Raw genomic sequence first — 23,005 nt, 5'->3', positions numbered from 1 at the left:
GAGGGAAGGATGACAAAAAGAGCTTACGTGATCGGCACTGCCGATACCAAAGGGCCAGAGCTGGCATACGTGCGTGATCTGATCGACGCGGCGGGCATCGAAACTGTGCTGGTCAATGTCGGCACCAAAGGCGGCGAGGCTGGTGTGGATGTCACGGCTGCCAGTGTCGCGGCCTGCCATCCCGACGGTCCGGCGGCGGTGTTTGTAAATGATCGCGGGCAGGCTGTGACCGAGATGTCGCGGGCACTTACTGCCTTTGTATTGGGCAGAGAAGATCTGGGCGGCATCATCGGTCTAGGCGGCTCGGGCGGGTCCGGCATCATCGCGCCTGCCATGCAGGCATTGCCGATCGGGGTGCCCAAGGTGCTGGTCTCGACGCTCGCGTCGGGCGATGTCTCAGCCTATGTGGGCGCATCAGATGTGAACATGTTCCACCCGGTAACGGATGTATCCGGTCTGAACCGTGTGTCGCGCAAACTGCTGGGCAACGCGGCGCACGCGCTAGCCGGTATGATGGCCAATCAGGTGCCAGAGGCCACGGATGACCGCCCCGCTCTGGTTCTGTCGATGTTCGGTGTCACGACCCCAGCCGTTCAGGCCATCACTGAAGGGTTGTCCGACGATTACGATTGCCTTGTTTTTCACGCCACCGGCAGCGGTGGGCGGTCGATGGAACAACTGGTCGATCAGGGCGACGTGGAGGGCGTGCTGGATATCACGACGACCGAGATTTGCGACTTGATCGTAGGCGGTTTCCTCAGCGCGGGTGAGGAGCGTCTCGACAGCATTGCGCGTAGCAAACTGCCTTATGTCGGCTCGTGCGGGGCGTTGGACATGGCGAATTTCTGGTCCCCCGACTCGGTGCCCGCGCAATTCAAAGGCCGCAACTTTTATCATCACAACGCGCAGGTCACGCTGATGCGCTCGACCCCCGAGGAATGCGCCCAGATCGGTGTATGGATAGGCAACAAGCTAAACGCCTGTGAGGGGCCGGTGCGCTTCCTGCTGCCTCTGCGTGGGGTCTCGGCGCTGGATATCGAAGGCGGTGCTTTCTACGATCCAGCGGCAAATGAGGCACTGTTCCAGGCGCTGCGCGACACGGTGGTCCAGACTCCTGACCGGCAACTTGTCGAGCTGGATCTGCATATCAACGATCCCGCCTTTGCCGAGGCCGCGATCAGCAATTTCAACGAAATTTACAACCGGAAGGACAATTGAGATGGCAGTCACAGGACGCGCAGAAATCCTTGGCCGCCTGCGGGCCAAAATCGCAGCAGATCAGGTCATTGTCGGAGGCGGTGCAGGTACTGGCCTATCCGCCAAATGTGAAGAGGCCGGCGGCATCGACCTGATCGTCATCTACAACTCGGGCCGTTATCGCATGGCCGGTCGCGGGTCGCTGGCGGGGTACATGTCTTACGGGAACGCCAATGAAATCGTGGTCGACATGGGGCGTGAGGTGCTGCCCGTTGTGAAAAACACGCCGGTCTTGGCAGGTGTGAACGCCACCGACCCATTCTGTTTGATGGATAAGTTTCTGGACGATCTGGGGGCAATGGGGTTCGCGGGCGTGCAGAACTTTCCCACCGTCGGCATCATTGACGGCCGCTTCCGGCGCGAACTTGAGGCTACGGGCATGTCCTATGACATGGAGGTCGAGATGATCGCCAAGGCGCATGAGCGCGATCTGTTGACAACGCCCTACGTGTTCAGTGCCGACAACGCCGCCGAGATGGCCAAGGCGGGCGCGGATGTGATCGTGGCGCATTTCGGCCTGACCACAGGCGGATCAATCGGGGCAGGCGACAGCGCACCCGATATTGAAGAATGTGCGCGGCTTTACGACGAATGGGCCGCAGCGGCGCGGACCTATCGCGATGACCTGATCTTTATCTGCCATGGCGGTCCGCTGGCCGAGCCGGAGGACGCACAGAGATTCCTTGACCTCTGCCCGGATTGCCACGGTTTTTACGGTGCATCATCAATGGAGCGTCTGCCGACCGAACGGGCGATCACAGCCCAGACCGCCGAGTTCGGCAACCTGCGGCGGGGTGCGGAACGCTCCAAAGGAGTCGCTTGACGACAAAGCCACAAGGTTCAGAAGTATTTCGAAACCAAAACACTACCGGAGAATTGGGATGATCGGAAAATTCATGCTGTCGGCGGAGACACCGCAGGAAACGCTTGATTGGGGCAAGTTGAAATGGATGAGCAATCCGCCCGCAACAGGTGCAGGGCAACTCACTGTGATTGAGGTCAGCCTTGCGCCGGGGCATGGCCACGATTTTCACAAGCACCCCGATCAGGAAGAGGTTATCTATTGCGTCGCAGGCAAGGTCGAGCAGTGGCTTGGTGAGGAAAAGCGCGAGATGGGACCGGGGGATTCGGTTTTTATCGGCGCAGACGTGGTCCACGCCACTTTTAACATTGGTGATCATGATGCAACGCTTCTGGCCATTTTGGGACCATGCGTCGGAGAAATGGGGTACGAGATCGAAGACGTCGCGGATCAAGCGCCTTGGAACGGTCTGCGGTAAGTCCGCGGCAAAAGCCTCAAGCACCAGCGACAGTCACGGGTGAGCGATACCCAAAGATTTTCAGAATTTGGCACGTAGGCCAAGACGCTGGATCGTTGCGGGAGGCTCAGATTTCAATGGCCACCTTTATTGCCAAGGCATCTTCGAGTTCGACGCCAAGGTATCTTACTGTGCCATTCATCTCTGCGTCTTTAACAACAAAGGCACGGCGCGAATGTTGCCCGTCTTCTTGGAGACGTGCATTACCGGAGCGCCGCGCACGCCATTTGTCTTTGCCCGCGCGACCCACTGGCATTCCGAGCTCATCTCGCCATGTGTTGTTCAATTTTCTACTCCAACCGACCTGGCGTTGAGTACCTTTCGCATGGTCGCGCGGCACTTGCCCAATACCCGACGATTTTCTCGACATACGTCCAATTCGTAACTTGTTTGCACGAAGCTGGTGAAGAGCAGGCGTGTGCTGTGGCGAAGCGTGAGCTTTTTGCAAGGTGGCCGGACGCCTCGGTCAGCAGATACCGATCGTTGTTTCTGCAAAACCGGAACTACAACCGTCATGCTGATAGGATTGATGAGCGAATACGCGCAGCTGGAATTCCGGAATAAGTGAGACTGGCACTATTGAAGCGTCCCTTGCCGCCTATCCAGCGGCGACTGGCCGTTCAGGGTAGAATTTGGCGTTTGCGCTTGGGGCGTTGTCTTAGCGATCGCATTCACGGGCGATGGTTTCTCGACCTTAGGAGAAGTGTACCGATCGAACGGGGTAGGGGGCGCTACCCCCGTCGCGGCAAGCCGCACCTCCCCCGAAGTATTTTTGAACAGAAGAACAAGGGGCATGACTTGGCGAACGCTTGCGCTACAATCAAGTCATGCGTTGGACGGTAGCAGCGGCATTGTTGGTGATCTCGGGTGGGGCGGTGGCGCAGGAACGACGGCCCAGCCACTGTATTGCCATCGCCGACACGGCGCCGGGGATTGAATATGTTCATAAGGCTTCGTGGCAGGACCCGGTTCCCGAATTTTCGGTTCGGATCAGCTATGTCGCTCATGCCTCTTTCCTGATTCAGACGCAGGGTGGATTGAACGCGGTGACGGATTTCACCGGCTTCATTGGCGGTGCTGATCTGATTCCTGACATTGTCACCATGAATCACGCCCATAGCACCCACTGGACCGCTCATCCTGATCCAGCCATTCCGCACGTTCTGCCCGGTTGGGGAGAGTTCGGGCAAGGTATCGACCATTACCTTGATCTGGGTGAGATGCTGGTGCGCAATGTCTCAACCGACATCCGCTCGGCCTATAGTGGTATCGAAGAACGCGGCAATTCCATCTTCGTATTCGAGGTCGAAGGGCTGTGCATCGGGCATCTGGGTCATCTGCATCATGTTCCGTCAGACGAACAATTCGCGGCGCTGGGCCGGTTGGACGTGGTAATGGCCGCCGTGGATGGTGGTACGACCATGCCATTGCCGGATATGATCCAGGTGCTGAAACGGTTGAAAAGCTCGGTCATTATTCCGATGCACTGGTTTTCGGGCTTTTCGCTGGATCGGTTTCTGGTCGATATCCGCGATGAATTCCCTATGCAGCGGGACGGGGTTTCGGAAATTACGGTGTCTTTGAAGACACTTCCCGACCGGCCAACCGTTGTTGTTCTGGAGCCGCAATACCTGATCGATCTGGAATAGGGCTTGTGGCGCAGGCGCGGCTTGGGCATGGAAAGGGCATGAGACTGAACCCGGCAGATGATACCTTTGCCCATCGCATTCGCGCCGCTTTGGGTGTCGATGTGCTGCGACCCGTATCCGAACGATATGTTGAGGAACCTCGCCGCCGGTTCCACGGTAAGGCCGGGCTGTTGGCCCTGCCGCGGTCGGTTCAGGAGGTTTCGACTCTGGTTCGGTTGGCGTCAGAGGCGATTGTACCGGTAGTTCCGTATGGTGGCGGTACGGGGCTGGTTGGTGGCCAGATCATGCCCGACGGCCTGGCCCCGTTGCTTGTTTCGCTGGAGCGGATGTCCGCCATCCGAGCCGTCTATCCTGCTGAAAACCTGATGATTGCCGAGGCGGGTGCAATTCTGGCAGATGTTCAATTGGCTGCGCAGCGTCAGAACCGTATTTTTCCACTGTCGCTGGCGGCGCAGGGGTCTTGCAGGATTGGTGGGAACCTTGCAACCAACGCGGGCGGGGTCAATGTGCTGCGCTACGGCAATGCGCGTGATCTTTGTCTGGGTCTGGAGGCCGTCTTGCCGAACGGCGAGATTTGGAATGGCCTAAGCCGCCTGCGGAAAGACAACGCCGGGTACGACCTGCGCAACCTGCTGATTGGGGCCGAGGGTACGCTGGGGATCATCACGGCAGCATCGCTAAAGCTGTTTCCGCGTCCGGCAGCCGCCGGAACTGCGATGGTGCAGGTGGCCTCACCCGAAGCGGCGATTGATCTGCTGGCTTTGGCCCGCGACCAGATGGGCGACAGCGTCAGCGCGTTTGAGTTGATCCACCGCCAGGGTTTGCAATTCCTGTCCGAGGTTTTGCCCGACATCCGACAGCCGTTCGCCGCGCATCCTGAGTGGTCTGTATTAATCGAGGTCGGGTTGTCTGCCGGGCAGTCGCCAATGGATGCACTTGAAAGTCTCTATGAAGCGGCGGATGCGCGAAATCTGGTCGTGGATGCAGTGATCGCGCAAAGTGAAGCGCAGCGTATGGACCTTTGGTCTGTTCGCGAACATATTCCCGAGGCCAACAGGTTAATCGGGTCGGTGTCCAGCCACGATATCTCGGTCCCGATCGCTGAGATACCTGAGTTTATTCGCAGAGGCGCGGGTGTGATCGAAAAGATAGGTCGCTTTCGCATCAACTGCTTTGGGCATCTGGGCGACGGCAACCTGCATTACAACGTCTTCCCTACGCAGGGACGTGACCGATCAGAATTTGATGGGGTGAGAGCCGAAATCAAAGGCGCGGTCCATGACCTTGTGCACGCGTTCGGTGGATCCGTGAGCGCGGAGCATGGCGTAGGGCGTCTGAAAGTGGGGGATCTGGAAAGATACGGAGACCCGGTCAAGCTGGACGCGATGCGCGCCATAAAGGCGGCGCTTGATCCGAAAGGGATCATGAACCCCGGTGCGGTGTTGAAGACGTTAGAGCGGCCCGGGATCACCCGGACCGCTAGAAGGTAATTACGAGTCGGGCAGAATGACCTTGTCGATCACATGGATCACGCCGTTCGACGTTTCGATATCCGCCTGAACGACCGATGCGTCATTGATCATGACGCCATTGTCCAGGTCGATCGTAATCTCTCCTCCTTGGACTGTGGCGGCCTTCATATCATCGGACAGGTCCCCTGACATGACTTTGCCGGGAACCACGTGGTAGGTGAGGATGGCAACCAGTTGGTCTTTATTTTCGGGCTTGAGCAAGGTTTCAACCGTGCCCTCGGGCAGGGCTGCAAAGGCCTCGTCATTTGGCGCGAATACCGTGAAGGGGCCTTCGCCCTTCAGGGTATCGACCAGTTCAGCCGCCTGAACCGCAGCGACAAGAGTTTCAAAGCTGCCGGCACCGACGGCTGTGTCAACGATGTCTTTCGAGTGACCATCCGCGAAAGCGGTTGATGAGACGAACAGGCTTGCTACGCCAGCGATTGCGAGTTTGCGAAACATGATAGACTTTCCCTTGTTGGCATGCCTTCAGCGGCATCAACAGGGGTACGGTGAACCCTCGAAACAGGATCATTGAATATGTCTATCTTGTCGGGTTGATCTAGGGCAGGCCGGCGCTAAGCCAGCCTGAGCTGAAGTTTCCACTCACGATTCTGTGATCGGTTGACCGCTAAAGCCCTTCGAATTCGCATAGAACGTGCACATCCATACCCATGTCTTCCAGCACTTTGCGGCCCCCCAATTCGGGAAGGTCGATGATGAACGAGCACGAAACGATCTCACCGCCCAGCCGCTCGATCAGCTTGATACCGGCTGCGGCGGTTCCGCCAGTTGCCAGAAGATCGTCCACAACCAGGATCTTTTCGCCGGGCTGGATGGCATCATCGTGGATTTCGACAATCGCCTCGCCGTATTCCAGCTTATAATCTTGGCTGATTGTGGTCCCCGGCAGCTTGCCCTTTTTTCGGATCGGCACAAAGCCAACGCTAAGTTGGTGTGCGATTGCCCCACCCAGAATAAAGCCGCGTGCCTCAAGCCCGACGACCTTGTCGATCTGTTCTCCTGCATAGGGGTGCAGCATCTGGTCGATGGCCATGCGGAACCCGCGAGGGTCAGCAAACAGCGTCGTGACATCGCGGAACATGATCCCTTCATGCGGGAAATCAACGATTGTTCGTATGTAATCCTTGACCGACTTGTTTCTGGACATGTCCAACCCCTTTGGCGTGAAAACACGCTGGGCTGTTTGGCCCATTGGCATCGGTCATGCAAGAAAAGATTGCCGCCGCATTACTTGCGGTTTTTCGAAACCGAGTTCGGCAACCCGTAATAACGATACAATGCGGCAGGCAGCCACGAGAGGTGAGGTTTGCGCCAGTTACGCTGATCTCGCAACAGAAATGCCTGAGCTGCGTGAAGGTTCATTGCCATAATCCTATTTTGTTGTTAGTTGCTCGATAACTACATCTTCTATGCTATGTATATACAATGCATCGCTTAAAGAATCAAGGTTTTGATGGGGACAAAGCGCGTGGGAAAGAAAGACGGCAAGGGTTCTACTAAGAAAAACAGTCAATTGGTCTTGCGCCTGGATAAGGATGAACGCGACGCTTTTGTCGAGTTGTGCAAGGAATTGGATACGTCGGCCGCACGGGAAATCCGTCGGTTCATTCGCGGCTTCATGAAGGAAAACGCCAGCGACTGACGGGTCAGGCCGGGCGACGTAATATCGCGGTCGCCACACCCATACCGATTAAGGTCAATCCGCCGAACCGTGTAATTGCGGTGATGACGCCCGCGCGTCCGATCATAACGCGCAACCGATCAGCCAACAGCGCATAGGCCAGCGCGTTGAGCCAGGCCAAGCCCACGAAGGTGGCGATCAGAATTGCGAACTGAGGGCCCAAAGGCTCTGACGGGCGCAGAAACTGCGGCACGAACGCAATAAAGAATGCGATGGACTTGGGGTTCAGGGCGGTGACGGCGGCGGCATGGCCAAACACGCTGCGCGCCGTGACATCCCGCCCAGATTCCACGGTTTCCAGCCCGCCAGACGGGGCGCTGCGCAGCAGTTTTATCCCCAGCCAAACCAGATACGCCGCGCCAACCCATTTCAGAACAGAAAATAGTGTAGCTGAGGCCAGAACCAGCGCGCCCAGTCCAAGCAACGAGGCCGTCATTGCCACAAGATCCCCCAACGCCACACCAGTGGCCGATGCAACGGCGACACTTCGACCTTTTGACAAAGCGTAGCTGAGAACCAGCAGAACAGTCGGTCCAGGGATCAGCAACAGTGCTGTTGATGCAGCGACAAACGCCAGCCAAAGCTCTAGGGACATGAGGGTTCCTTTCGGGACAGTCGTGACACCAAGCCTTGCCCAAGCGCGAAGGTCAAGCCCGGCGAGGCTCGGTAACACGGCGCATCAGCGCTTCAAGCGGGCCGCGTTTGAATTTGCGCGCCCATATCACCGCAAAAACCGATGACACGGCGCAAAACCCAAGCGCATAAGTTACGATTTGCAGCGCGGATAGCGAACCGTTCAGAAGTCCGGCGGCCTCTAGAATGCCCATTCCGATCAGGATATGCGCCATATACAGCGTCAGGCTCATCCGTCCGGGCGCGGTGAGGGCAGGGGCGAGACCGGATTTTTCAATCCGTGGCCAAAGTTTCAAAAGTAACCCGATTGCCATGCAGGATGTGCCACTTCCCGCGAGGATGTAGAACGGCCCCGGCGGAATGGACTCAGTCCCCAGATAGGTCGCAAGTTCGGGGTCAGACACTAGAATCTGAGGGAATGCAGCCAGTACAGCCGCACCAAACCCCCACATGATCAGACGATGCTGAATGCAGATTGTGTTTAGCTCTGACCGACCGATCGCCATTCCAATCAAAAGGAACGCGGCCCAAGGAAGAACGGGGTGCCAGCCGTTGAACAGCGTGTTGCGCATGAACCCCGGCATTGTCCAAAGGTCTGTATATGTCAGCGTGGCCCAATCCCACCCGCGATCATAGTCGAATACAAGGTTCGCCGCGATTGCCAGACCGACGATTACAAGCGCGCCCACCCATAGGCCGCGTGTTGTCGAGGTCAGAAACGCAGCGCCCACCACGAAATACAGCGCGTAAAAATGCAGGATATCGGCATCGAACACGGTCATGTTGATCAGGCCCAGCACAAACAGAAATGCTGCGCGCCGCAACAGGACAGAAGCCGCGACGCTGGACAGACCCACGCCTACCCCGGCCAGAATGACGAACAGCGCAGCCGCGCGCCCTTCCAGCGCATCGACAAAGGCGGCTGCCCAGTCATTGCTGCGCGCCACCTGCGCGGCGATACGGAAGTTTACCAAAACCATGCCGCAAAATGCCAGAAAGCGAGCGGCGTCTAATGCCTCAAGTCGTTTCATGTCTGTCCTTGCCTCAACTGCCCCTGCTTGTCGCAACTTTGTGGCGCAACTGGGGCTGCGGTCAGTAAACAAATCGGGAGGTCAGCTACGCAGTTTCAACGGCTGACTGCGAATTGGCCGGGCGTCTGGCGTATCGGTAACAATTTAAAGATTGTATTAAGCCGTGCGCCTGAACCTTGAAACGAGCGGCAGCTCCCCCAAACTCAGATCATCCGGCACCTAACCGGGAGGAGAGCAATGACCGACACGCACAACGAAACCGCGACTGTGTTCAAGCGCGAGGGAAGGTCCGCAGTATTCAAGAGCGTTCTGATTTTGGCGGTCGTCCTTGGTGCAGCGGTCTACGCTGGCATCGTTGGGTATATGTACCTCAACCAGCAATCTCTGCTGTTCAAGCCGGACGGAGACCTGCCAGAGCCCCGCGCAGTCGGTCTGGCCGATGTGGATGTGATCTCACTCCCGATGGCAGACGGCGCAGTCCTGACAGCGTGGAGCGCGCCTCCGGCAACAGAAGGTGCACCGACGGTCCTGTTTTTTCATGGCCAAACCGGAAATCTGGGGGATCGTGCGGATCGCATGCGCGAGATTCTCAATAGCGGCTTTGGTCTGTTCGCCCCCAGCTATCGCGGCTATCCCGGCAGCGAGGGCGAACCATCCGAGCCTGCGCTGATAGCGGACGCAATCCAGATGTACGACAAATTGGCGGGCGAGGGCGCGGATGTCGTGCTGCATGGCCAAAGCCTTGGCACGGGTGTTGCCGCAGCCGTGGCGGAACAGCGTCCCAATGCGCAACTCTTGGTGTTGGAGGCACCATTTACTGCAACTGTCGACGTGGCCGCAGAACGGTATCCGTTCCTTCCGGTTTCTCTTTTGATGAAAGATCAGTTCGCGACCCGAGACTTAATCGACCGCGTTACCGTGCCCACCCTGATCTTTCACGGAACCGAAGATGAAACGGTTCCGTTGCATCACGGTCAGGCACTGGCTGACATGGCAGGCGACACCGCGCAGCTTCACGTTATCCCGGAGGGCAGCCATAACGACCTGTGGTCCCACGGGCTGTGGGATGAAGTTCAGCAAACGCTGGCGCAATAAGCGTCAGAGCACGCGCCCGGCAACAGCATCCAACTTGGCAAGCAACGCCGGGTCGCGTTTGTCAGGCGCAGTTAGGATGGCGTATTCCAGTGCCCGGTCACATCCGTGCGGACATGGTGCGCGCTGGGCCCCCAGCAGGTTCGGCAGACCTTTGACCAACGCGCGGCCTTTCTCGGCATTGCCTGTCAGCGTTGCGATAATTGATGTCACGTCGACCTCACCATGGTCGGGGTGCCAACTGTCATAGTCAGTGACCATCGCGATTGATGCATAACAAAGCTCGGCTTCGCGCGCGAGTTTGGCTTCGGGCATGTTGGTCATGCCGATCACGTCGCAGCCCCACTGTTCCCGATACATCTTGGATTCTGCCAGAGTCGAGAATTGCGGTCCCTCCATGGCCAGATAGGTTCCGCCGCGATGGATATTGATACCAGCGGCTTTGCCTGCTGTTTCACACGCATCCGACAGGCGCGGGCAGGTCGGGTGGGCGACACTGACATGGGCGACGCAACCCGAACTGAAGAAGCTTTTTTCCCGTGCAAAGGTCCGATCAATGAACTGATCGACGATCACGAAGTCACCCGGCGCCATATGTTCGCGGAACGACCCGCAGGCAGATACCGAGATCACATCCGTCACGCCCAGACGTTTCAGCGCGTCGATATTGGCGCGATAAGGCACATCGGTTGGCGAATGAACGTGACCCCGCCCGTGACGGGGCAGAAATGCCATGCCCACGCCACACAACGATCCGGTCAGGATTTGATCTGAAGGGTCACCCCAAGGGGTTTCAACGGTGACCCATTCGGCGTTCTCCAGCCCGTCGATGTCGTAGATGCCTGATCCGCCAATGACTGCAATCTTGGTTTGGGTCACGTGAATTCTCCGGTTGAGATGGCTGCATCTGGATTTGTGGGCTGTGTCGTTCTGATTGACAAGAGGGAATGCCTAATGCTGTGACGTCAACAGGTTACGAGCTTGCGCCTGCTGTTGAAAATCCTGCCAGGCTGCGTCGAATTCTTGCAACGGCCAAGTCAGGTCCTGCGCCTGCCCGTGCCGGTCGCGGAAAACAAAGCGATATTCATCGCCCTCCAGCATCGCCTGAACGATTTCATCTGCGCGCGGCCCTTTGAACGTGCAGCCAAGCCCAGTCAGGCAGCCCGGCCTGCGCGTACGCCAAGAAACGCCCTGTTCTCGATCAATGCGAAAGCCCGAGGGCGAGAACAGCGTACCCGGTTCAATACCAAACTCGATTTCCACGCCGTCGGGGGCCGGTGTGATGAATATGTACTGCGCCCCGAAATTTGGGCGATAGGAAAAGACCTCGGCGCGCCGGATGTAGCACCGCTGTTTCAAGGCACCGTATTCTTCGCGTTCATCGCAGATCGAATTCCAAACGCCGTGGGATTCGAAATGCGTCACACGCCAATTGCTGGCAGTGTCATTGCCCTGCAGGTCTTGTGCAAGCACAGTGATCGGGGCCAGTAGGAAAAGGATCAACCATCGCATGCCGCATAGGTGCCTGCGGTGGTTCAACTGTTCAATTCACGACTTTGCGAGATACCTGATATGCGCCTGGCGCATACCAGCCTCCCACTGGACGCGGTGGCTTTGCGGGGCAATGCCGGGTAGAAGACCCCTTTCGCGCGAATAGATCAGACCGACAGGACCAACCAATGCCCCGAGCTATGCTGGCAAGCTTTGCCTCTCGAATTGCCAAACCCGACCTGCGTTGGGTGCCGGACGAGGGTCTAACGGTCTCGCGGTTGCGGATTGAGCTGTTGTCCGGCCTTACGGTCGCGTTGGCTTTGGTTCCCGAGGCGGTGGCATTCGCGTTTGTCGCCGGCGTGCACCCGCTGGTGGGGCTTTACGCGGCCTTCATGGTGGGCCTGATCACGGCGCTGATCGGTGGCCGACCCGGTATGATTTCAGGTGCGACTGGTGCTTTGGCCGTTGTGATGGTGGCGCTGGTGGCTGAACATGGGGTGGAATACCTGTTCGCGACGGTGGTCTTGATGGGCATTCTGCAAATGATTGCCGGGGCTATGCACTGGGGCCGGTTTATCCGACTGGTCCCGCACCCGGTCATGCTGGGCTTTGTGAATGGTCTGGCAATTGTCATCTTTCTGGCGCAGTTGGGCCAGTTCAAAGTGCCCGGTACAATGGAGAACACCGGCCATGGCGTTGGCGGCGGAGAGTGGCTCTCGGGCCTCCAACTCTATACCATGTTGGGGCTTGTGGCGCTGACCATGGCGGTGATCTGGATCATGCCACGCATTACCCGCGTCGTTCCCGCACCCTTGGCGGGGATTGCCGTGGTGGCCGCTCTGGTGATTGGTTTTGGTCTGGACGTTCCGCGCGTCGGGGATCTGGCGTCGATTGAGGGAGGTCTGCCGCCCTTCCACATTCCGATGGTCCCGCTGAACTGGGAAACATTTGAAATCATTCTGCCCTATGCTGTCATTCTTGCGGCCATTGGCCTGATCGAATCCCTGCTGACCCTGAACCTTGTCGGTGAAATCACCGGAAAACGTGGCGGTGCATCGCAGGAGTGTATCGCTCAGGGCGTCGCGAACGTCGCCACCGGGTTCTTTGGCGGCATGGGCGGCTGCGCGATGATTGGCCAGTCGATGATCAACGTGAAATCTGGTGGCCGCACACGTATCGCCGGGGTCGCAGCGGCCTTGTTCCTGTTGGTCTTCATCCTGTTCGCCTCACCCCTGATTGAGCAGATCCCGCTTGCGGCTCTGGTAGGTGTGATGTTCATGGTTGTGATCGGTACCTTCGCTTGGAACTCGTTCAATATCATGCGCAAGGTGCCGCTGATGGACGCATTCGTCATCGTTCTGGTCACTGTTGTTACGGTTATGGAAGACCTAGCCGTGGCTGTTGTCGTCGGCGTCATTGTTTCGGCTCTGGCTTACGCTTGGAACAACGCAAAGCGCATTCATGCTATCACCCGTGAATCCGAAACCGAAAAAGGTGCGAAGGTCTATGAAATCCAGGGCCCGCTTTTCTTCGGGTCTTCTGATGGGTTCGTCGAACTGTTCGATGTTCCAAATGACCCGGAAACGGTCATTGTAGATTTTGCCGAAAGCCGTGTCGTTGACCAGTCGGCATTGCAGGCCATCGAGAACATCGCAGCCAAATACGAGGCAGCCGGCAAGCGCGTGATGCTGCGCCATCTCAGCCGCGACTGTCACAAACTGCTGAACAAGGCAGGTCACCTGATGGTCGATAGCGACGATGACCCGGATTACGAAATCGCAGTAGACTATTCTGTCCGAACTGGAATTCTGGGCGGTCACTGAGTCTTCTGCGAGGCTCTGCCTCGCGCTCCGGGATATTTCTAGCCAGATGAAGTACGGATCCCCCGCTTCATCTGGCTGGAAATATCCCGGGGGAGTCGCCCTGCAAGGGCGGCGGGGGCAGAGCCCCCTTGTTGCGCGTTCAGTCATCCGGTCGATTCAGCGAGAAAAGGTCGGTGACCACCGAATAGTCGCGATACCCCAGCCGGGCCAGGGGTTGGAAGGATGTGACATCGAACAGTCCGTCTTTCAGACAATCGTCGCGCAGGTGGATTCCGGTAACTTCCCCAAACACAACGCGATTTGCCTCGCCGGGGAGCGTCACGATTTGGGTGAGCTTGCATTCCAACGCCGCAGGCGCGTCCGCAACACGGGCGCAAGGGATCGTTTCGCACTCTATCGGTGTAAGTCCTGCGTGCTCGAATTCGTCAACGTGTTTCGCGAGCCCGGCTGAGCTGGCGTTCATTGCGTCTTTGTGTGCATGAGCAACCACATTGACGCAGAAGAACCCTGTAGCCTCGATATTCGCGACGCTGTCTTTTCCACCATCCTGATCATGTTTTGTGCCCGTTGTTGCGAACATCACCTGCGGGGGCGTGTAGGCAACCCCGTTAAAGAACGAGTAGGGCGCAAGGTTGTTTATCCCGTCGACGTCTCGCGAAGAAATCCATCCGATGGGCCGCGGGGCTATGATGGCATTGAAGGGGTTATGTGGCAGGCCGTGGCCGTCTTCGGGGCGATAGAACATGTGGTCTCCAAGCATTTGCCCAAGGCGTAACGAAGTGTTAGGCCAAATTCCAGCAAGGAAAAGAGGGCAGGCGTGCAGCAATTCGGGATCAGGCCGGAAGAGCCGGACGATTGGTGGGAGGTCGAGGCGCTTTATGACCTGTGTTTTGCGCCTGGCCGCGAGGCGCTGTCGTCTTATCGGCTGCGCGATGATGTCCCGCCGGTTTCGGGACTTTCCTTGGTGGCACGCGACGCGCAGGGTATTCTGGCGGGCGCGATCCGGTTTTGGCCCGTGCATGTGGGAGGTCACGACGCATTGCTGTTGGGCCCCGTCGCAGTTCACCCGACCCATCAGGGAGAGGGCCTTGGCGGTTTTCTGATCCACGAAGGGTTGCAGGCCGGGCGCGACAAGGGCTGGCAGCGGGTTATGTTGGTCGGAGATGCCCCATATTACGCGCGCTTTGGATTCTCGCGTCTGAATGGTGTGGAAATGCCGCCCCCTACCAACCCTGACCGTGTATTGGGTGCAGAGTTGGAACCGGGCGTTTGGCGTGGTGTGAGCGGTCCTGTTACACGTTGGACGCGCTGAGCTATTGAATTTGCAAAGCTAAATTCCAATGTTTTTAGGGCAGGAGGGAACGTATGCAGGACGTGGTTCTTGTCGAAAAACTGGATGCAGAAGCCGAACTTGACCGCTTGGCCCGCTACTACAAGTCTGCCGGTGGGCCAGGTATCAAGTTGTTGAACAGCCTCGGGGGATCGGCTGAATCCCTGTTGGAACAATTGCCTGCATCCGTCAGGCAAGGTTTGACAGGGGCAACTGAGCAGGCGCTTTGGATGGCGATGCATGCGGCGGAAAGCTCTCGTCGGGCTGTGCCGGATCAGCGGCCTTGGGTCAACACGGCGCTGACGACGGCGATGGGTGCGGCTGGAGGGATTGGCGGCGTTTCAACCGCATTGATGGAACTGCCAGCGACAACCACCATGTTATTGCGGGCCATTCAGGGTGCCGCAGCGCAAGAGGGTTTTAATCCTTCGGAGGATGGCGTGAAATTCGACTGTGTCCGCGTATTGTCCGCTGCTGGTCCGCTGTCTTTTGACGATGGCGCGGATCTTGGTTTTTTCTCGGTAAGGCTGACCCTGACGGGACCCGCGATGCAGCGGTTGATCGCTGCTGTTGCGCCAAAATTGTCCGTTGTCTTGGGACAGAAGTTGGCAGCGCAGTCTGTTCCTGTTCTGGGGGCGATTGCGGGGGGAGGGACAAATTTTGTCTACACCCGCTATTACCAACAGATTGCGCGTGTTCATTTTGGCTTGCGGCGTTTGGCGCTGGATGCCGACATTCCGCATGATGATCTGCTCCGAAAGCTGGCGGCTCGTATGTAAATTCCCGTAAGTGCTTGGAATAAAACACTTCATGTGGTAGGGTTGTTGCCAAGTCCCACCAAATAAGCGTCAAAGCGCAAAGGGGCTTGCGGAGACGGAGGCAGACGACGGGCGGCAAAGCGTGATCGAGCACAGGCTTTGGAAGCAAAATCAACAACTCACCGGACATGGTCCGGGCAAAAGGCAGTCGGCTGCCTTGTGCTATCGTGTTCTGGAAAACGGTCCCGAGGTCCTGCTTGTGACAACGCGCAAGTCAGGCCGTTGGATCATACCCAAGGGTGGGCTGATTGATGGATTATCGCCGTCAGCCACAGCGCGACAGGAAGCGTGGGAAGAGGCGGGGGCAATCGGCGACTGCACGCCCGACGTGATCGGAAATTTCTTCTATTACAAAAACCGGCGCAGGAAAGGGCCGGTGTTATGTGTGGTGGACGTGTTTCCGCTTTTGGTCCGTTCCACGGCGGCGTTTTATCCTGAATGCCATGAGCGTCAGCGTGCGTGGCTATCGCCGCAAAAGGCTGCCAGTCGGGTTCGTTCACCCGATCTTGCCCAATTGTTACGCAAGGTAGCCCTGTTTGCACACTGACGCGGGTTTAACGACCCTTGCTATTGGTTTGCGGGTCAGTATCTATTTTGCAATCGAACTTTGGATGGATCATGATTCAATACGCGTTGAAGTGCAGCAAGGGACACTCCTTTGATAGTTGGTTTCAGTCGGCCACAGCTTACGACAAGTTGGCAGCCGCCGGTATGGTGACCTGTGCTGTTTGCGGCGATGCGCAGGTTGAGAAGGCGATCATGACCCCGCGCGTTCGTTCTGCCCGCAGTGTTGAGGCACGGACCGAAACGGCGGCCCCATCCGAAGACGCCGTGAACATGACCAGCCCGACCCCGGAGGTTGAGCAGGCTCTGAGCGAGTTGCGGCGCAAGGTCGAAGAAAATTCGGATTACGTCGGCAAGGACTTTGCAAGCGAAGCCCGGAAAATGCATCTGGGCGACGCACCAGAGAGGTCGATCTATGGCGAGGCGAAGCCGGAAGAGGCCAAAGCCCTGATCGAAGATGGGGTGCCGGTCGCACCGCTTCCTTTCATGCCCAGCCGAAAGACGAACTGATCATGCATATCGTGATTACCGGAGCCAACCGGGGCATCGGAAAGACACTTGCCGGCCGGTATCGGGCGCAGGGCCATGACGTGACAGGAACCGCTCGGGACGGCAGCGCCGAGGTGGTGCTGGATGTGACCGACACCGGTCACCATGCGGATATGGCTGCGCAATTGGGCGATCAGCCTGTTGACCTTTTGATCTGCAATGCCGGAGTGTATCTGGACAAGGCGGAACGCATTGATGGTTATCCCGCCGAGATGTGGGCGCAGACATTTGCGGCGAATGTGACCGGTGTTTCCTGACCGTTCAGTCTTTGCTGCCCAATCTTCGCGCATCGCAAGGCAAAATCGCGATCCTGTCCTCGCAAATGGCATCACATACGCGTGCACCGGGAGGTAGCTATATCTATCGCGCGTCGAAAGCGGCCGCGCTCAATCTGGGGCGTAACCTTGCCGCAGACCTGCGCGGCGACGGGATTGCTGTGGGTATATATCATCCGGGCTGGGTACAGACGGATATGGGCGGTGCTGCGGCTGCGATCACGGTGGATGAGGCTGCGAATGGTCTGGTTGACCGTTTTGCAGCCCTGTCTCTGGATACTTCGGGATGTTTTGAGACCTATGACGGTCAGCCGCACGATTACTAATTATTCAAAGCGGCTTTGGGGAGTTCGTACACCTCTCCCGGCTCAACAAAAATGACCATGATGTCGCCCCGCGTTTCATAGCTGAGCTTGGCGGTTGAATTGGTCGAATCCGGGATGCCATCCGTGAAATAGATGTTGCGCACCTCGCCATTGCCCATGCCTACGGCCAGCGTTGCACCGCCATCGTCACGGCGCCTAAGCTCGGCGTTGCAGCTACGCAGGGCGTCGCCTGCAATGGTCGCGCAAGGGATGGTGCCCAAAGAGCTCTTGCCGTCGGTTCCGGCCAGGGTGGTTTCCTGTGCTAGCGCGGGCGTTGCAAGGACAGCTAAAGCGAAGACGAAACGTGGCATGGGGAACCCCTTGGTAAATCTGATGTTGGCAAGCTGACACCCCCGTGATCCGATGTAAAGCGATCGAGCGCAAGGACCTAAACGGTTTTGAACACTTGCCCTTGGGCCCCCCCTGACATAAGACGCACGAAACCTGAATTCCAAGGCGCGGAGACACTAGCCCCCATGCCCGTACTCGTGATGAAATTCGGCGGCACGTCGGTCGCCAATCTGGACCGCATTCGCCGCGCGGCGAAACGCATCGGCGTTGAAGTGGCCAAGGGATATAATGTGATTGTCATCGTGTCGGCCATGTCAGGCAAAACCAACGAGTTGGTTGGCTGGGTGAACGAAACATCTCCGCTGTTTGATGCACGCGAATATGATGCGGTTGTGTCTTCGGGCGAAAACGTCACCGCAGGTTTGATGGCTCTGACGTTGCAGGAAATGGATATTCCGGCGCGCAGCTGGCAGGGCTGGCAGGTTCCGCTGATGACGACCAGCGCCCACAGTCAGGCCCGGATCGAGGAAATCCCGACCGAGAACCTGACCCAGAAATTCGACGAGGGTATGAAAGTCGCCGTCGTCGCCGGGTTCCAGGGTATCAGCCCCGAAGGGCGTATCACCACGCTGGGCCGTGGTGGGTCGGACACTACGGCTGTGGCCTTTGCCGCAGCATTTGGGGCCGAGCGTTGCGATATCTACACCGATGTGGATGGCGTCTATACCACCGACCCGCGCATTTGTGAAAAAGCGCGCAAGCTGGATCGAATCTCGTTCGAGGAAATGCTCGAACTGGCCTCGCTGGGGGCCAAGGTTTTGCAGACCCGTTCGGTGGAACTGGCGATGCGCTATAAGGTGAAACTGCGCGTTCTTTCTAGTTTCGAAGAACAATCCGACGAGGCCGGTACACTGGTCGTCGATGAGGAGGATATCATGGAATCCAATGTTGTGGCCGGTGTTGCCTATTCCCGTGACGAAGCCAAGATGACTGTCGTGTCCGTGGCCGACCGCCCCGGCATCGCCTCGATCATCTTTACCGCGCTCAGCGATGAAGGCGTGAACGTGGACATGATCGTGCAGAACATCTCTGATGAGGGGCGCACGGACATGACCTTTTCCTGCCCGACCGATCAGGTGGCGCGGGCGGAAAAAGCATTGCTGGCGATTAAGGACGCGGGCGAGTTGAACTACACCGAACTGGTCGCGGATGAAGACGTCTGCAAGGTCTCGGTCGTGGGGATCGGGATGCGGTCGCAATCCGGCGTGGCGGCAAAAATGTTCAAGATACTCTCGGATGAGGGGATCAACATTAAGGTCATCACAACCTCTGAGATTAAAATTTCCGTCCTTGTGGACAGGAAATACATGGAACTTGCGGTTCAGGCACTGCATGATGCCTTTGAACTGGACAAGGCGGCCTGAGCATTTTCTGCCAAGGGTCTCGCCTGACGCACTAATTTGGGTGGGCCATGGCGGACGGCACTGAAACAGAATCCCGCAAGCTGCTGGGGCGGCTGCGCGAAGAGATGGCGAACGAAGCCGCCGGTCAGGAACGTCTTGACCGGATCACTCATCTGATCGCTGACAGTATCCGGGCCGAGGTGTGCTCGATTTACCTGTTCCGGGATGAGGATACGCTTGAACTCTGCGCGACCGAAGGTCTGTCGCCCGAGGCGGTTCACAAGACCCGTATGCGCATGGGTGAGGGGCTTGTGGGGCGCGTCGCGAAGTACGGCAAGATCGTGAACACACCGGATGCGCCTGCTGCCAAGGGTTTCCGTTACATGCCCGAAACGGGCGAAGAACGGTTTTCGTCTTTCCTGGGGGTGCCCATTCAGCGTCTGGGTGAAAAGCTGGGCGTTCTGGTCGTGCAATCCCGCGATGCGCGCGAATACTCGGCGGATGAGGTTTACGCGTTGGAAGTGGTCGCCATGGTTCTGGCCGAAATGACCGAGCTGGGCGCGTTCGTGGGTGAGGGCGCCGCCCTGTCGCCCCGCCACCAACAATCTGTGCAGCTAACCGGTGGTCCGGCGCAGGAAGGTTCCGCCGAAGGGCATGTCTGGCTGCACGAGCCGCGCGTGGTGGTTACCAACCCCATCGCCGAAGACCCCCATCGCGAGCGTGAGCGTTTGGCCGAAGCGGTCGAGGAACTGCGCGTGGGCGTCGACAAAATGCTTGAGATTTCCAAGGACGGCGACACCGAGCAGTTACAAGTGCTGGAAGCCTACCGGATGTTTGCGAACTCCAAGGGCTGGATGCGCAGGATGGAAGAAGACATCGCCCGTGGCCTGAGTGCCGAAGCTGCGGTTGAAAAGGAACAGTCACAAGCGCGTGCGCGGATGGGGCAGGTTACCGACCCTTATCTACGCGAGAGGCTCGCCGATCTGGACGACCTCAGCAACCGCTTGCTGCGTATTCTTACCGGGCAGGGCAACACCAACGGGGCGGATCTGCCGCCCGACCCGATCCTGATCGCCCGTAACATCGGCCCGGGCGACTTGCTGGAATATGGCCGGTCGCTGAAGGGCATCGTGCTTGAGGAAGGCTCAGTCGGCAGCCACGCCACCATCGTGGCCCGTGCGTTGGCGATTCCTTTGGTGGTACATGTCGGCCGGATCACGACCGAGGCGCTGAACGGTGACCATATTCTTGTGGATGGGGATCAGGGCACCGTTCAATTGCGGCCCGAAGATACGGTCGTCAGTGCGTTTCGTGACAAGATTGCAATGCAGGCAAAGGCGCAGGAGCGATATGCCTCGATCAGGGATACTCCGACGGTCACTCGGGATGGTGAGCGCATCAATCTCGTGATGAATGCCGGTCTTATGGCGGACCTGCCTTCGCTGGACAATTCCGGAGCCGAGGGCGTGGGCCTGTTCCGGACCGAGTTGCAGTTCCTGATCAGAAACCAGATGCCAAAGCGGTCGGAACTTGTAACCCAGTATCAGCGCGTTCTGGACGCGGCCGGGGAAAAACGAGTGGTGTTCCGAACGCTGGATATCGGCTCGGACAAGGTTCTGCCCTACATGAAACACGTAGAAGAACCCAATCCTGCATTGGGGTGGCGTGCGATCCGGGTCGGTCTGGACAAGCGCGGCGTAATGCGGATGCAGTTACAGGCCCTGATGCGCGCAGCGAACGGGCGCCCCCTGACACTGATGTTCCCGTTTGTGGCGCAGGCAGATGAGTTCCGCGAGGCCCGTTGGGAAGTCAACAAGACCATCGAACGCGAAAAGCGGCTGGGGCATGTCCTGCCCGAAAGAATAGAAGTTGGCGCAATGCTTGAGACCCCGTCCTTGGGCTTTGCCCCTCAAAAATTTTATGATGAGGTGGATTTTGTCTCGATTGGGGGAAACGATCTGAAGCAGTTCTTTTTCGCGGCTGACCGAGAAAATGAACTGGTGCGCCGCAGGTATGATACGTTGAATGTAAGCTTCCTCAGTTTCATCGAACGTATTGTCGAGCGCTGCAACATATCGAATACACCGCTGAGTTTTTGCGGCGAAGACGCGGGCCGCCCGGTTGAGGCGTTGTGTCTGGCGGCTATGGGTATCCGTTCGTTGTCGATGCGGCCTGCCTCGATCGGGCCTGTCAAAAGCGTGTTGTTGCGCGCCGATTTGCAATCGCTGCGGAAGATCATTGCCGATGCACGTCACCGGGGTGAGCAATCCGTTCGCCCTGCAGTAATGGAATGGCTGCGAAACCAAGGGTGACCGAGTCGTCGATTTTGAAATTTTTTCAAATCCAGTGTTGATTCTTAGTATGGTTTTTTATACTCCCGCGTTGAATGTTAGCGATAACATGACTGGCGTGGCAAAACGATGTGCCAGCGACAACTGAAGGAGCCTGCAGATGGTTTCACGCGTAATTCCGGTAAATCCGTTCGACCTTGTGTTGTTCGGCGCAACGGGCGATCTGGCGCAGCGCAAGATTTTGCCGGGTCTGTATCACCGGTTTGAAGTGGACCAAATGCCCGAAGAGGCCCGTATCATCGGAACAGCACGGTCGGACATGGACAGTGATGCATTTCGAGAGCAGATTCGCGCATCCATGAAGAAATATGCCCCCGGGTTCAAACAGGATGTATTGGACCGGTTCCTTAGCCGGGTCGACTATGTCCCCGTTGATGCGCTGGGTGACTCAGGGTGGGCAGACCTTGCTGAAAAATTGCGCCCCGACGTGGTGCGCGCGTTCTATCTGTCTGTAGGCCCCAGCCTGTTTTCCGGCATTGCACAGCGGTTGAATGATAACGGGCTGGCAACACCGGACAGCCGAATTGTGGTGGAAAAACCGTTCGGTCATGATCTGGCTTCTGCCAAGGCCCTGAATGAAGGGTTGCGTGCCTGTTTCGAAGAACATCAGATCTATCGCATCGACCATTATCTGGGTAAGGAAACCGTCCAGAACCTTATGGCCCTGCGTTTTGCCAATTCCCTGTTCGAGCCGCTTTGGAATTCGACCCATGTTGATCATGTTCAGATCACAGTTGCGGAAACCGTAGGTGTTGAAGGGCGGGGGGCTTACTACGACCAGTCTGGCGCAATGCGCGATATGGTGCAGAACCATCTTGTTCAGTTGTTGTGCCTGACCGCGATGGAGCCTCCGTCCAAGTTTTCGCCCAATGCGGTGCGCGACGAAAAGGTCAAGGTTATTGAGGCGTTAGAGCCCGTGGACCCCTCGGACATCGCGCGGGGCCAATATCGGGCTGATCAGGGAGAGGACGGTTATCTGGATCATGTCGGCAACCCGGCCAGCCGCACCGAAAGCTATATCGCCCTAAAGGTGCATCTTGGTAACTGGCGTTGGGCCGGAGTGCCGTTCTATCTGCGGACTGGAAAGCGTCTGCGCGCACGCGAATCCGAAATTGCCGTGTTCTTCCGCGACCCACCGCATACCATTTTTCCCAACGTAGGCCCCTTGCGTGGCAACGTTCTGGTCATTCGGTTGCAGCCCGACGAAGGCATCACATTGCGCACAACCATCAAAGACCCCGGTCCCGGTGGATTCCGCCTGTCAGATGTGTCGCTGGACATGAGCTTCGCCGAGGCGCTGGGCACGGATGCGCGTGCTCAGGATGCTTATGAGAGGCTGGTAATGGATGTGATCCGGGGTGATCAAACCCTGTTCATGCGCGGTGACGAAGCCGAGGCCGCCTGGGCCTGGGTCGATCCCATCATTCAGGGGTGGGAAGATCGGGGTGACCGGCCAGCCAAATATGATCAGGGCAGTTCAGGGCCGGAAGAAGCATTGATGCTGATGCATCGCGATGGACGCCGTTGGCGTCAGATCGGAGGGTAATT

Annotated in this window: 25 protein-coding genes and 1 pseudogene; 16 read left to right on the top strand and 10 right to left on the bottom strand. The window is 57.8% G+C overall.

What is annotated here, in order from left to right:
- Positions 1–9: 9 nt before the first annotated feature.
- Genes GOV87_RS04230 through GOV87_RS04220 form a run of 3 tightly spaced genes read left to right on the top strand, consistent with a single transcriptional unit; the run spans position 10 to position 2,537 of the window.
- A complete protein-coding gene (locus GOV87_RS04230; RefSeq protein WP_171210931.1) occupies positions 10–1,218 on the top strand; it encodes a Tm-1-like ATP-binding domain-containing protein in 1,209 nt (402 codons plus the stop codon).
- A gap of 1 nt (position 1,219) precedes the next feature.
- Positions 1,220–2,080 carry a phosphoenolpyruvate hydrolase family protein gene (locus GOV87_RS04225; RefSeq protein WP_171210930.1) on the top strand — a complete coding sequence of 287 codons (861 nt, stop codon included), beginning with the start codon at positions 1,220–1,222 and terminating at the stop codon, positions 2,078–2,080.
- Positions 2,081–2,138: 58 nt separating this feature from the next.
- On the top strand, positions 2,139–2,537 hold the full coding sequence (locus GOV87_RS04220; protein WP_171125668.1) for a cupin domain-containing protein: 399 nt from the start codon (positions 2,139–2,141) through the stop codon (positions 2,535–2,537).
- A 106-nt stretch (positions 2,538–2,643) separates the two neighbouring features.
- Here the strand turns inward: GOV87_RS04220 and GOV87_RS04215 are convergent, their stop codons facing one another.
- On the bottom strand, positions 2,644–2,862 hold the full coding sequence (locus GOV87_RS04215; protein ID WP_171210729.1) for a hypothetical protein: 219 nt from the start codon (positions 2,860–2,862) through the stop codon (positions 2,644–2,646).
- Positions 2,863–3,403: 541 nt separating this feature from the next.
- Here GOV87_RS04215 and GOV87_RS04210 point away from each other — a divergent pair.
- Both GOV87_RS04210 and GOV87_RS04205 read left to right on the top strand, forming a co-directional pair.
- Positions 3,404–4,225, top strand: a complete 822-nt coding sequence (locus GOV87_RS04210) for an MBL fold metallo-hydrolase (RefSeq protein WP_171210929.1) — start codon at positions 3,404–3,406, stop codon at positions 4,223–4,225.
- Between the two features lie 38 nt (positions 4,226–4,263).
- Entirely contained in the window at positions 4,264–5,715 is a 1,452-nt protein-coding gene (locus GOV87_RS04205) for an FAD-binding oxidoreductase (protein WP_171210928.1), read from the top strand.
- Here GOV87_RS04205 and GOV87_RS04200 read toward each other — a convergent pair whose 3' ends face one another.
- The 3 genes from GOV87_RS04200 to GOV87_RS20530 form a co-directional block, all read right to left on the bottom strand.
- Complete coding sequence (locus GOV87_RS04200) at positions 5,716–6,198, bottom strand: fasciclin domain-containing protein (protein WP_171210927.1); 483 nt, start codon at positions 6,196–6,198, stop codon at positions 5,716–5,718. It lies immediately after the preceding gene.
- A gap of 169 nt (positions 6,199–6,367) precedes the next feature.
- Positions 6,368–6,907 carry an adenine phosphoribosyltransferase gene (locus tag GOV87_RS04195; protein WP_171121877.1) on the bottom strand — a complete coding sequence of 180 codons (540 nt, stop codon included), beginning with the start codon at positions 6,905–6,907 and terminating at the stop codon, positions 6,368–6,370.
- Positions 6,908–6,987: 80 nt separating this feature from the next.
- The gene (locus GOV87_RS20530; protein WP_255431662.1) at positions 6,988–7,122 is read right to left on the bottom strand and encodes a hypothetical protein; all 135 of its coding nucleotides are present in this window, start codon (positions 7,120–7,122) and stop codon (positions 6,988–6,990) included.
- 106 nt (positions 7,123–7,228) lie between these two features.
- Here GOV87_RS20530 and GOV87_RS04190 point away from each other — a divergent pair, with 106 nt between their 5' ends.
- Entirely contained in the window at positions 7,229–7,402 is a 174-nt protein-coding gene (locus GOV87_RS04190; RefSeq protein ID WP_219635839.1) for a hypothetical protein, read from the top strand.
- Between the two features lie 4 nt (positions 7,403–7,406).
- On the opposite strand, the gene GOV87_RS04185 is transcribed toward GOV87_RS04190, so the two are convergent.
- Together GOV87_RS04185 and GOV87_RS04180 are read right to left on the bottom strand one after the other, a co-directional pair.
- Positions 7,407–8,036, bottom strand: coding sequence for a LysE family translocator (locus GOV87_RS04185; RefSeq protein ID WP_171210926.1), 630 nt, complete (start codon positions 8,034–8,036; stop codon positions 7,407–7,409).
- 52 nt (positions 8,037–8,088) lie between these two features.
- On the bottom strand, positions 8,089–9,105 hold the full coding sequence (locus GOV87_RS04180) for a DUF418 domain-containing protein (RefSeq protein ID WP_171210925.1): 1,017 nt from the start codon (positions 9,103–9,105) through the stop codon (positions 8,089–8,091).
- Between the two features lie 237 nt (positions 9,106–9,342).
- Here GOV87_RS04180 and GOV87_RS04175 point away from each other — a divergent pair, with 237 nt between their 5' ends.
- Complete coding sequence (locus GOV87_RS04175) at positions 9,343–10,200, top strand: alpha/beta hydrolase (protein ID WP_171210924.1); 858 nt, start codon at positions 9,343–9,345, stop codon at positions 10,198–10,200.
- A gap of 3 nt (positions 10,201–10,203) precedes the next feature.
- Here GOV87_RS04175 and GOV87_RS04170 read toward each other — a convergent pair whose 3' ends face one another.
- Together GOV87_RS04170 and GOV87_RS04165 are read right to left on the bottom strand one after the other, a co-directional pair.
- A complete protein-coding gene (locus tag GOV87_RS04170) occupies positions 10,204–11,076 on the bottom strand; it encodes an S-methyl-5'-thioadenosine phosphorylase (RefSeq protein ID WP_171210923.1) in 873 nt (290 codons plus the stop codon).
- Positions 11,077–11,148: 72 nt separating this feature from the next.
- Positions 11,149–11,709 (bottom strand): hypothetical protein, encoded by a 561-nt coding sequence (locus GOV87_RS04165; RefSeq protein WP_171210922.1) that lies wholly within the window; start codon positions 11,707–11,709, stop codon positions 11,149–11,151.
- Between the two features lie 167 nt (positions 11,710–11,876).
- Between GOV87_RS04165 and GOV87_RS04160 the strand changes: the two genes are divergently transcribed.
- A complete protein-coding gene (locus GOV87_RS04160; protein ID WP_171210921.1) occupies positions 11,877–13,511 on the top strand; it encodes a SulP family inorganic anion transporter in 1,635 nt (544 codons plus the stop codon).
- Between the two features lie 139 nt (positions 13,512–13,650).
- On the opposite strand, the gene GOV87_RS04155 is transcribed toward GOV87_RS04160, so the two are convergent.
- Positions 13,651–14,256 carry a flavin reductase family protein gene (locus GOV87_RS04155; protein WP_171210920.1) on the bottom strand — a complete coding sequence of 202 codons (606 nt, stop codon included), beginning with the start codon at positions 14,254–14,256 and terminating at the stop codon, positions 13,651–13,653.
- Between the two features lie 72 nt (positions 14,257–14,328).
- On the opposite strand from GOV87_RS04155, the gene GOV87_RS04150 reads away from it, so the two are divergent.
- From GOV87_RS04150 to GOV87_RS04130, 5 genes and pseudogenes are all read left to right on the top strand, one after another.
- Positions 14,329–14,823: a GNAT family N-acetyltransferase gene (locus GOV87_RS04150; RefSeq protein WP_171121885.1), complete on the top strand. Its 495-nt coding sequence runs from the start codon at positions 14,329–14,331 to the stop codon at positions 14,821–14,823.
- A 53-nt stretch (positions 14,824–14,876) separates the two neighbouring features.
- Positions 14,877–15,620, top strand: a complete 744-nt coding sequence (locus GOV87_RS04145) for an EcsC family protein (RefSeq protein WP_171125646.1) — start codon at positions 14,877–14,879, stop codon at positions 15,618–15,620.
- A gap of 121 nt (positions 15,621–15,741) precedes the next feature.
- Positions 15,742–16,206 (top strand): NUDIX hydrolase, encoded by a 465-nt coding sequence (locus GOV87_RS04140; protein WP_171210919.1) that lies wholly within the window; start codon positions 15,742–15,744, stop codon positions 16,204–16,206.
- A 71-nt stretch (positions 16,207–16,277) separates the two neighbouring features.
- The gene (locus GOV87_RS04135) at positions 16,278–16,733 is read left to right on the top strand and encodes a DUF1178 family protein (protein WP_171121888.1); all 456 of its coding nucleotides are present in this window, start codon (positions 16,278–16,280) and stop codon (positions 16,731–16,733) included.
- A gap of 2 nt (positions 16,734–16,735) precedes the next feature.
- A pseudogene (locus GOV87_RS04130) lies at positions 16,736–17,373 on the top strand (SDR family NAD(P)-dependent oxidoreductase).
- Here the strand turns inward: GOV87_RS04130 and GOV87_RS04125 are convergent.
- On the bottom strand, positions 17,370–17,723 hold the full coding sequence (locus tag GOV87_RS04125; RefSeq protein ID WP_171210918.1) for a hypothetical protein: 354 nt from the start codon (positions 17,721–17,723) through the stop codon (positions 17,370–17,372). The pseudogene GOV87_RS04130 and the gene GOV87_RS04125 sit on opposite strands and share 4 nt — an antisense overlap.
- A gap of 165 nt (positions 17,724–17,888) precedes the next feature.
- On the opposite strand from GOV87_RS04125, the gene GOV87_RS04120 reads away from it, so the two are divergent.
- The 3 genes from GOV87_RS04120 to zwf all read left to right on the top strand — a co-directional run bounded on the left by GOV87_RS04120 (position 17,889) and on the right by zwf (position 23,003).
- The gene (locus GOV87_RS04120) at positions 17,889–19,127 is read left to right on the top strand and encodes an aspartate kinase (RefSeq protein ID WP_171210917.1); all 1,239 of its coding nucleotides are present in this window, start codon (positions 17,889–17,891) and stop codon (positions 19,125–19,127) included.
- Positions 19,128–19,174: 47 nt separating this feature from the next.
- Positions 19,175–21,418, top strand: coding sequence for a phosphoenolpyruvate--protein phosphotransferase (ptsP, locus tag GOV87_RS04115; RefSeq protein WP_171125639.1), 2,244 nt, complete (start codon positions 19,175–19,177; stop codon positions 21,416–21,418).
- 139 nt (positions 21,419–21,557) lie between these two features.
- On the top strand, positions 21,558–23,003 hold the full coding sequence (gene zwf, locus GOV87_RS04110) for a glucose-6-phosphate dehydrogenase (protein ID WP_171121893.1): 1,446 nt from the start codon (positions 21,558–21,560) through the stop codon (positions 23,001–23,003).
- The last annotated feature ends 2 nt before the right edge of the window (positions 23,004–23,005 follow it).

Source organism: Ruegeria sp. HKCCA5426, assembly GCF_013034585.1.
Classification (GTDB): domain Bacteria; phylum Pseudomonadota; class Alphaproteobacteria; order Rhodobacterales; family Rhodobacteraceae; genus Ruegeria.
Note: the sequence above shows the minus strand (reverse complement) of the source record. Positions and strands in the feature narration are given on the sequence as shown.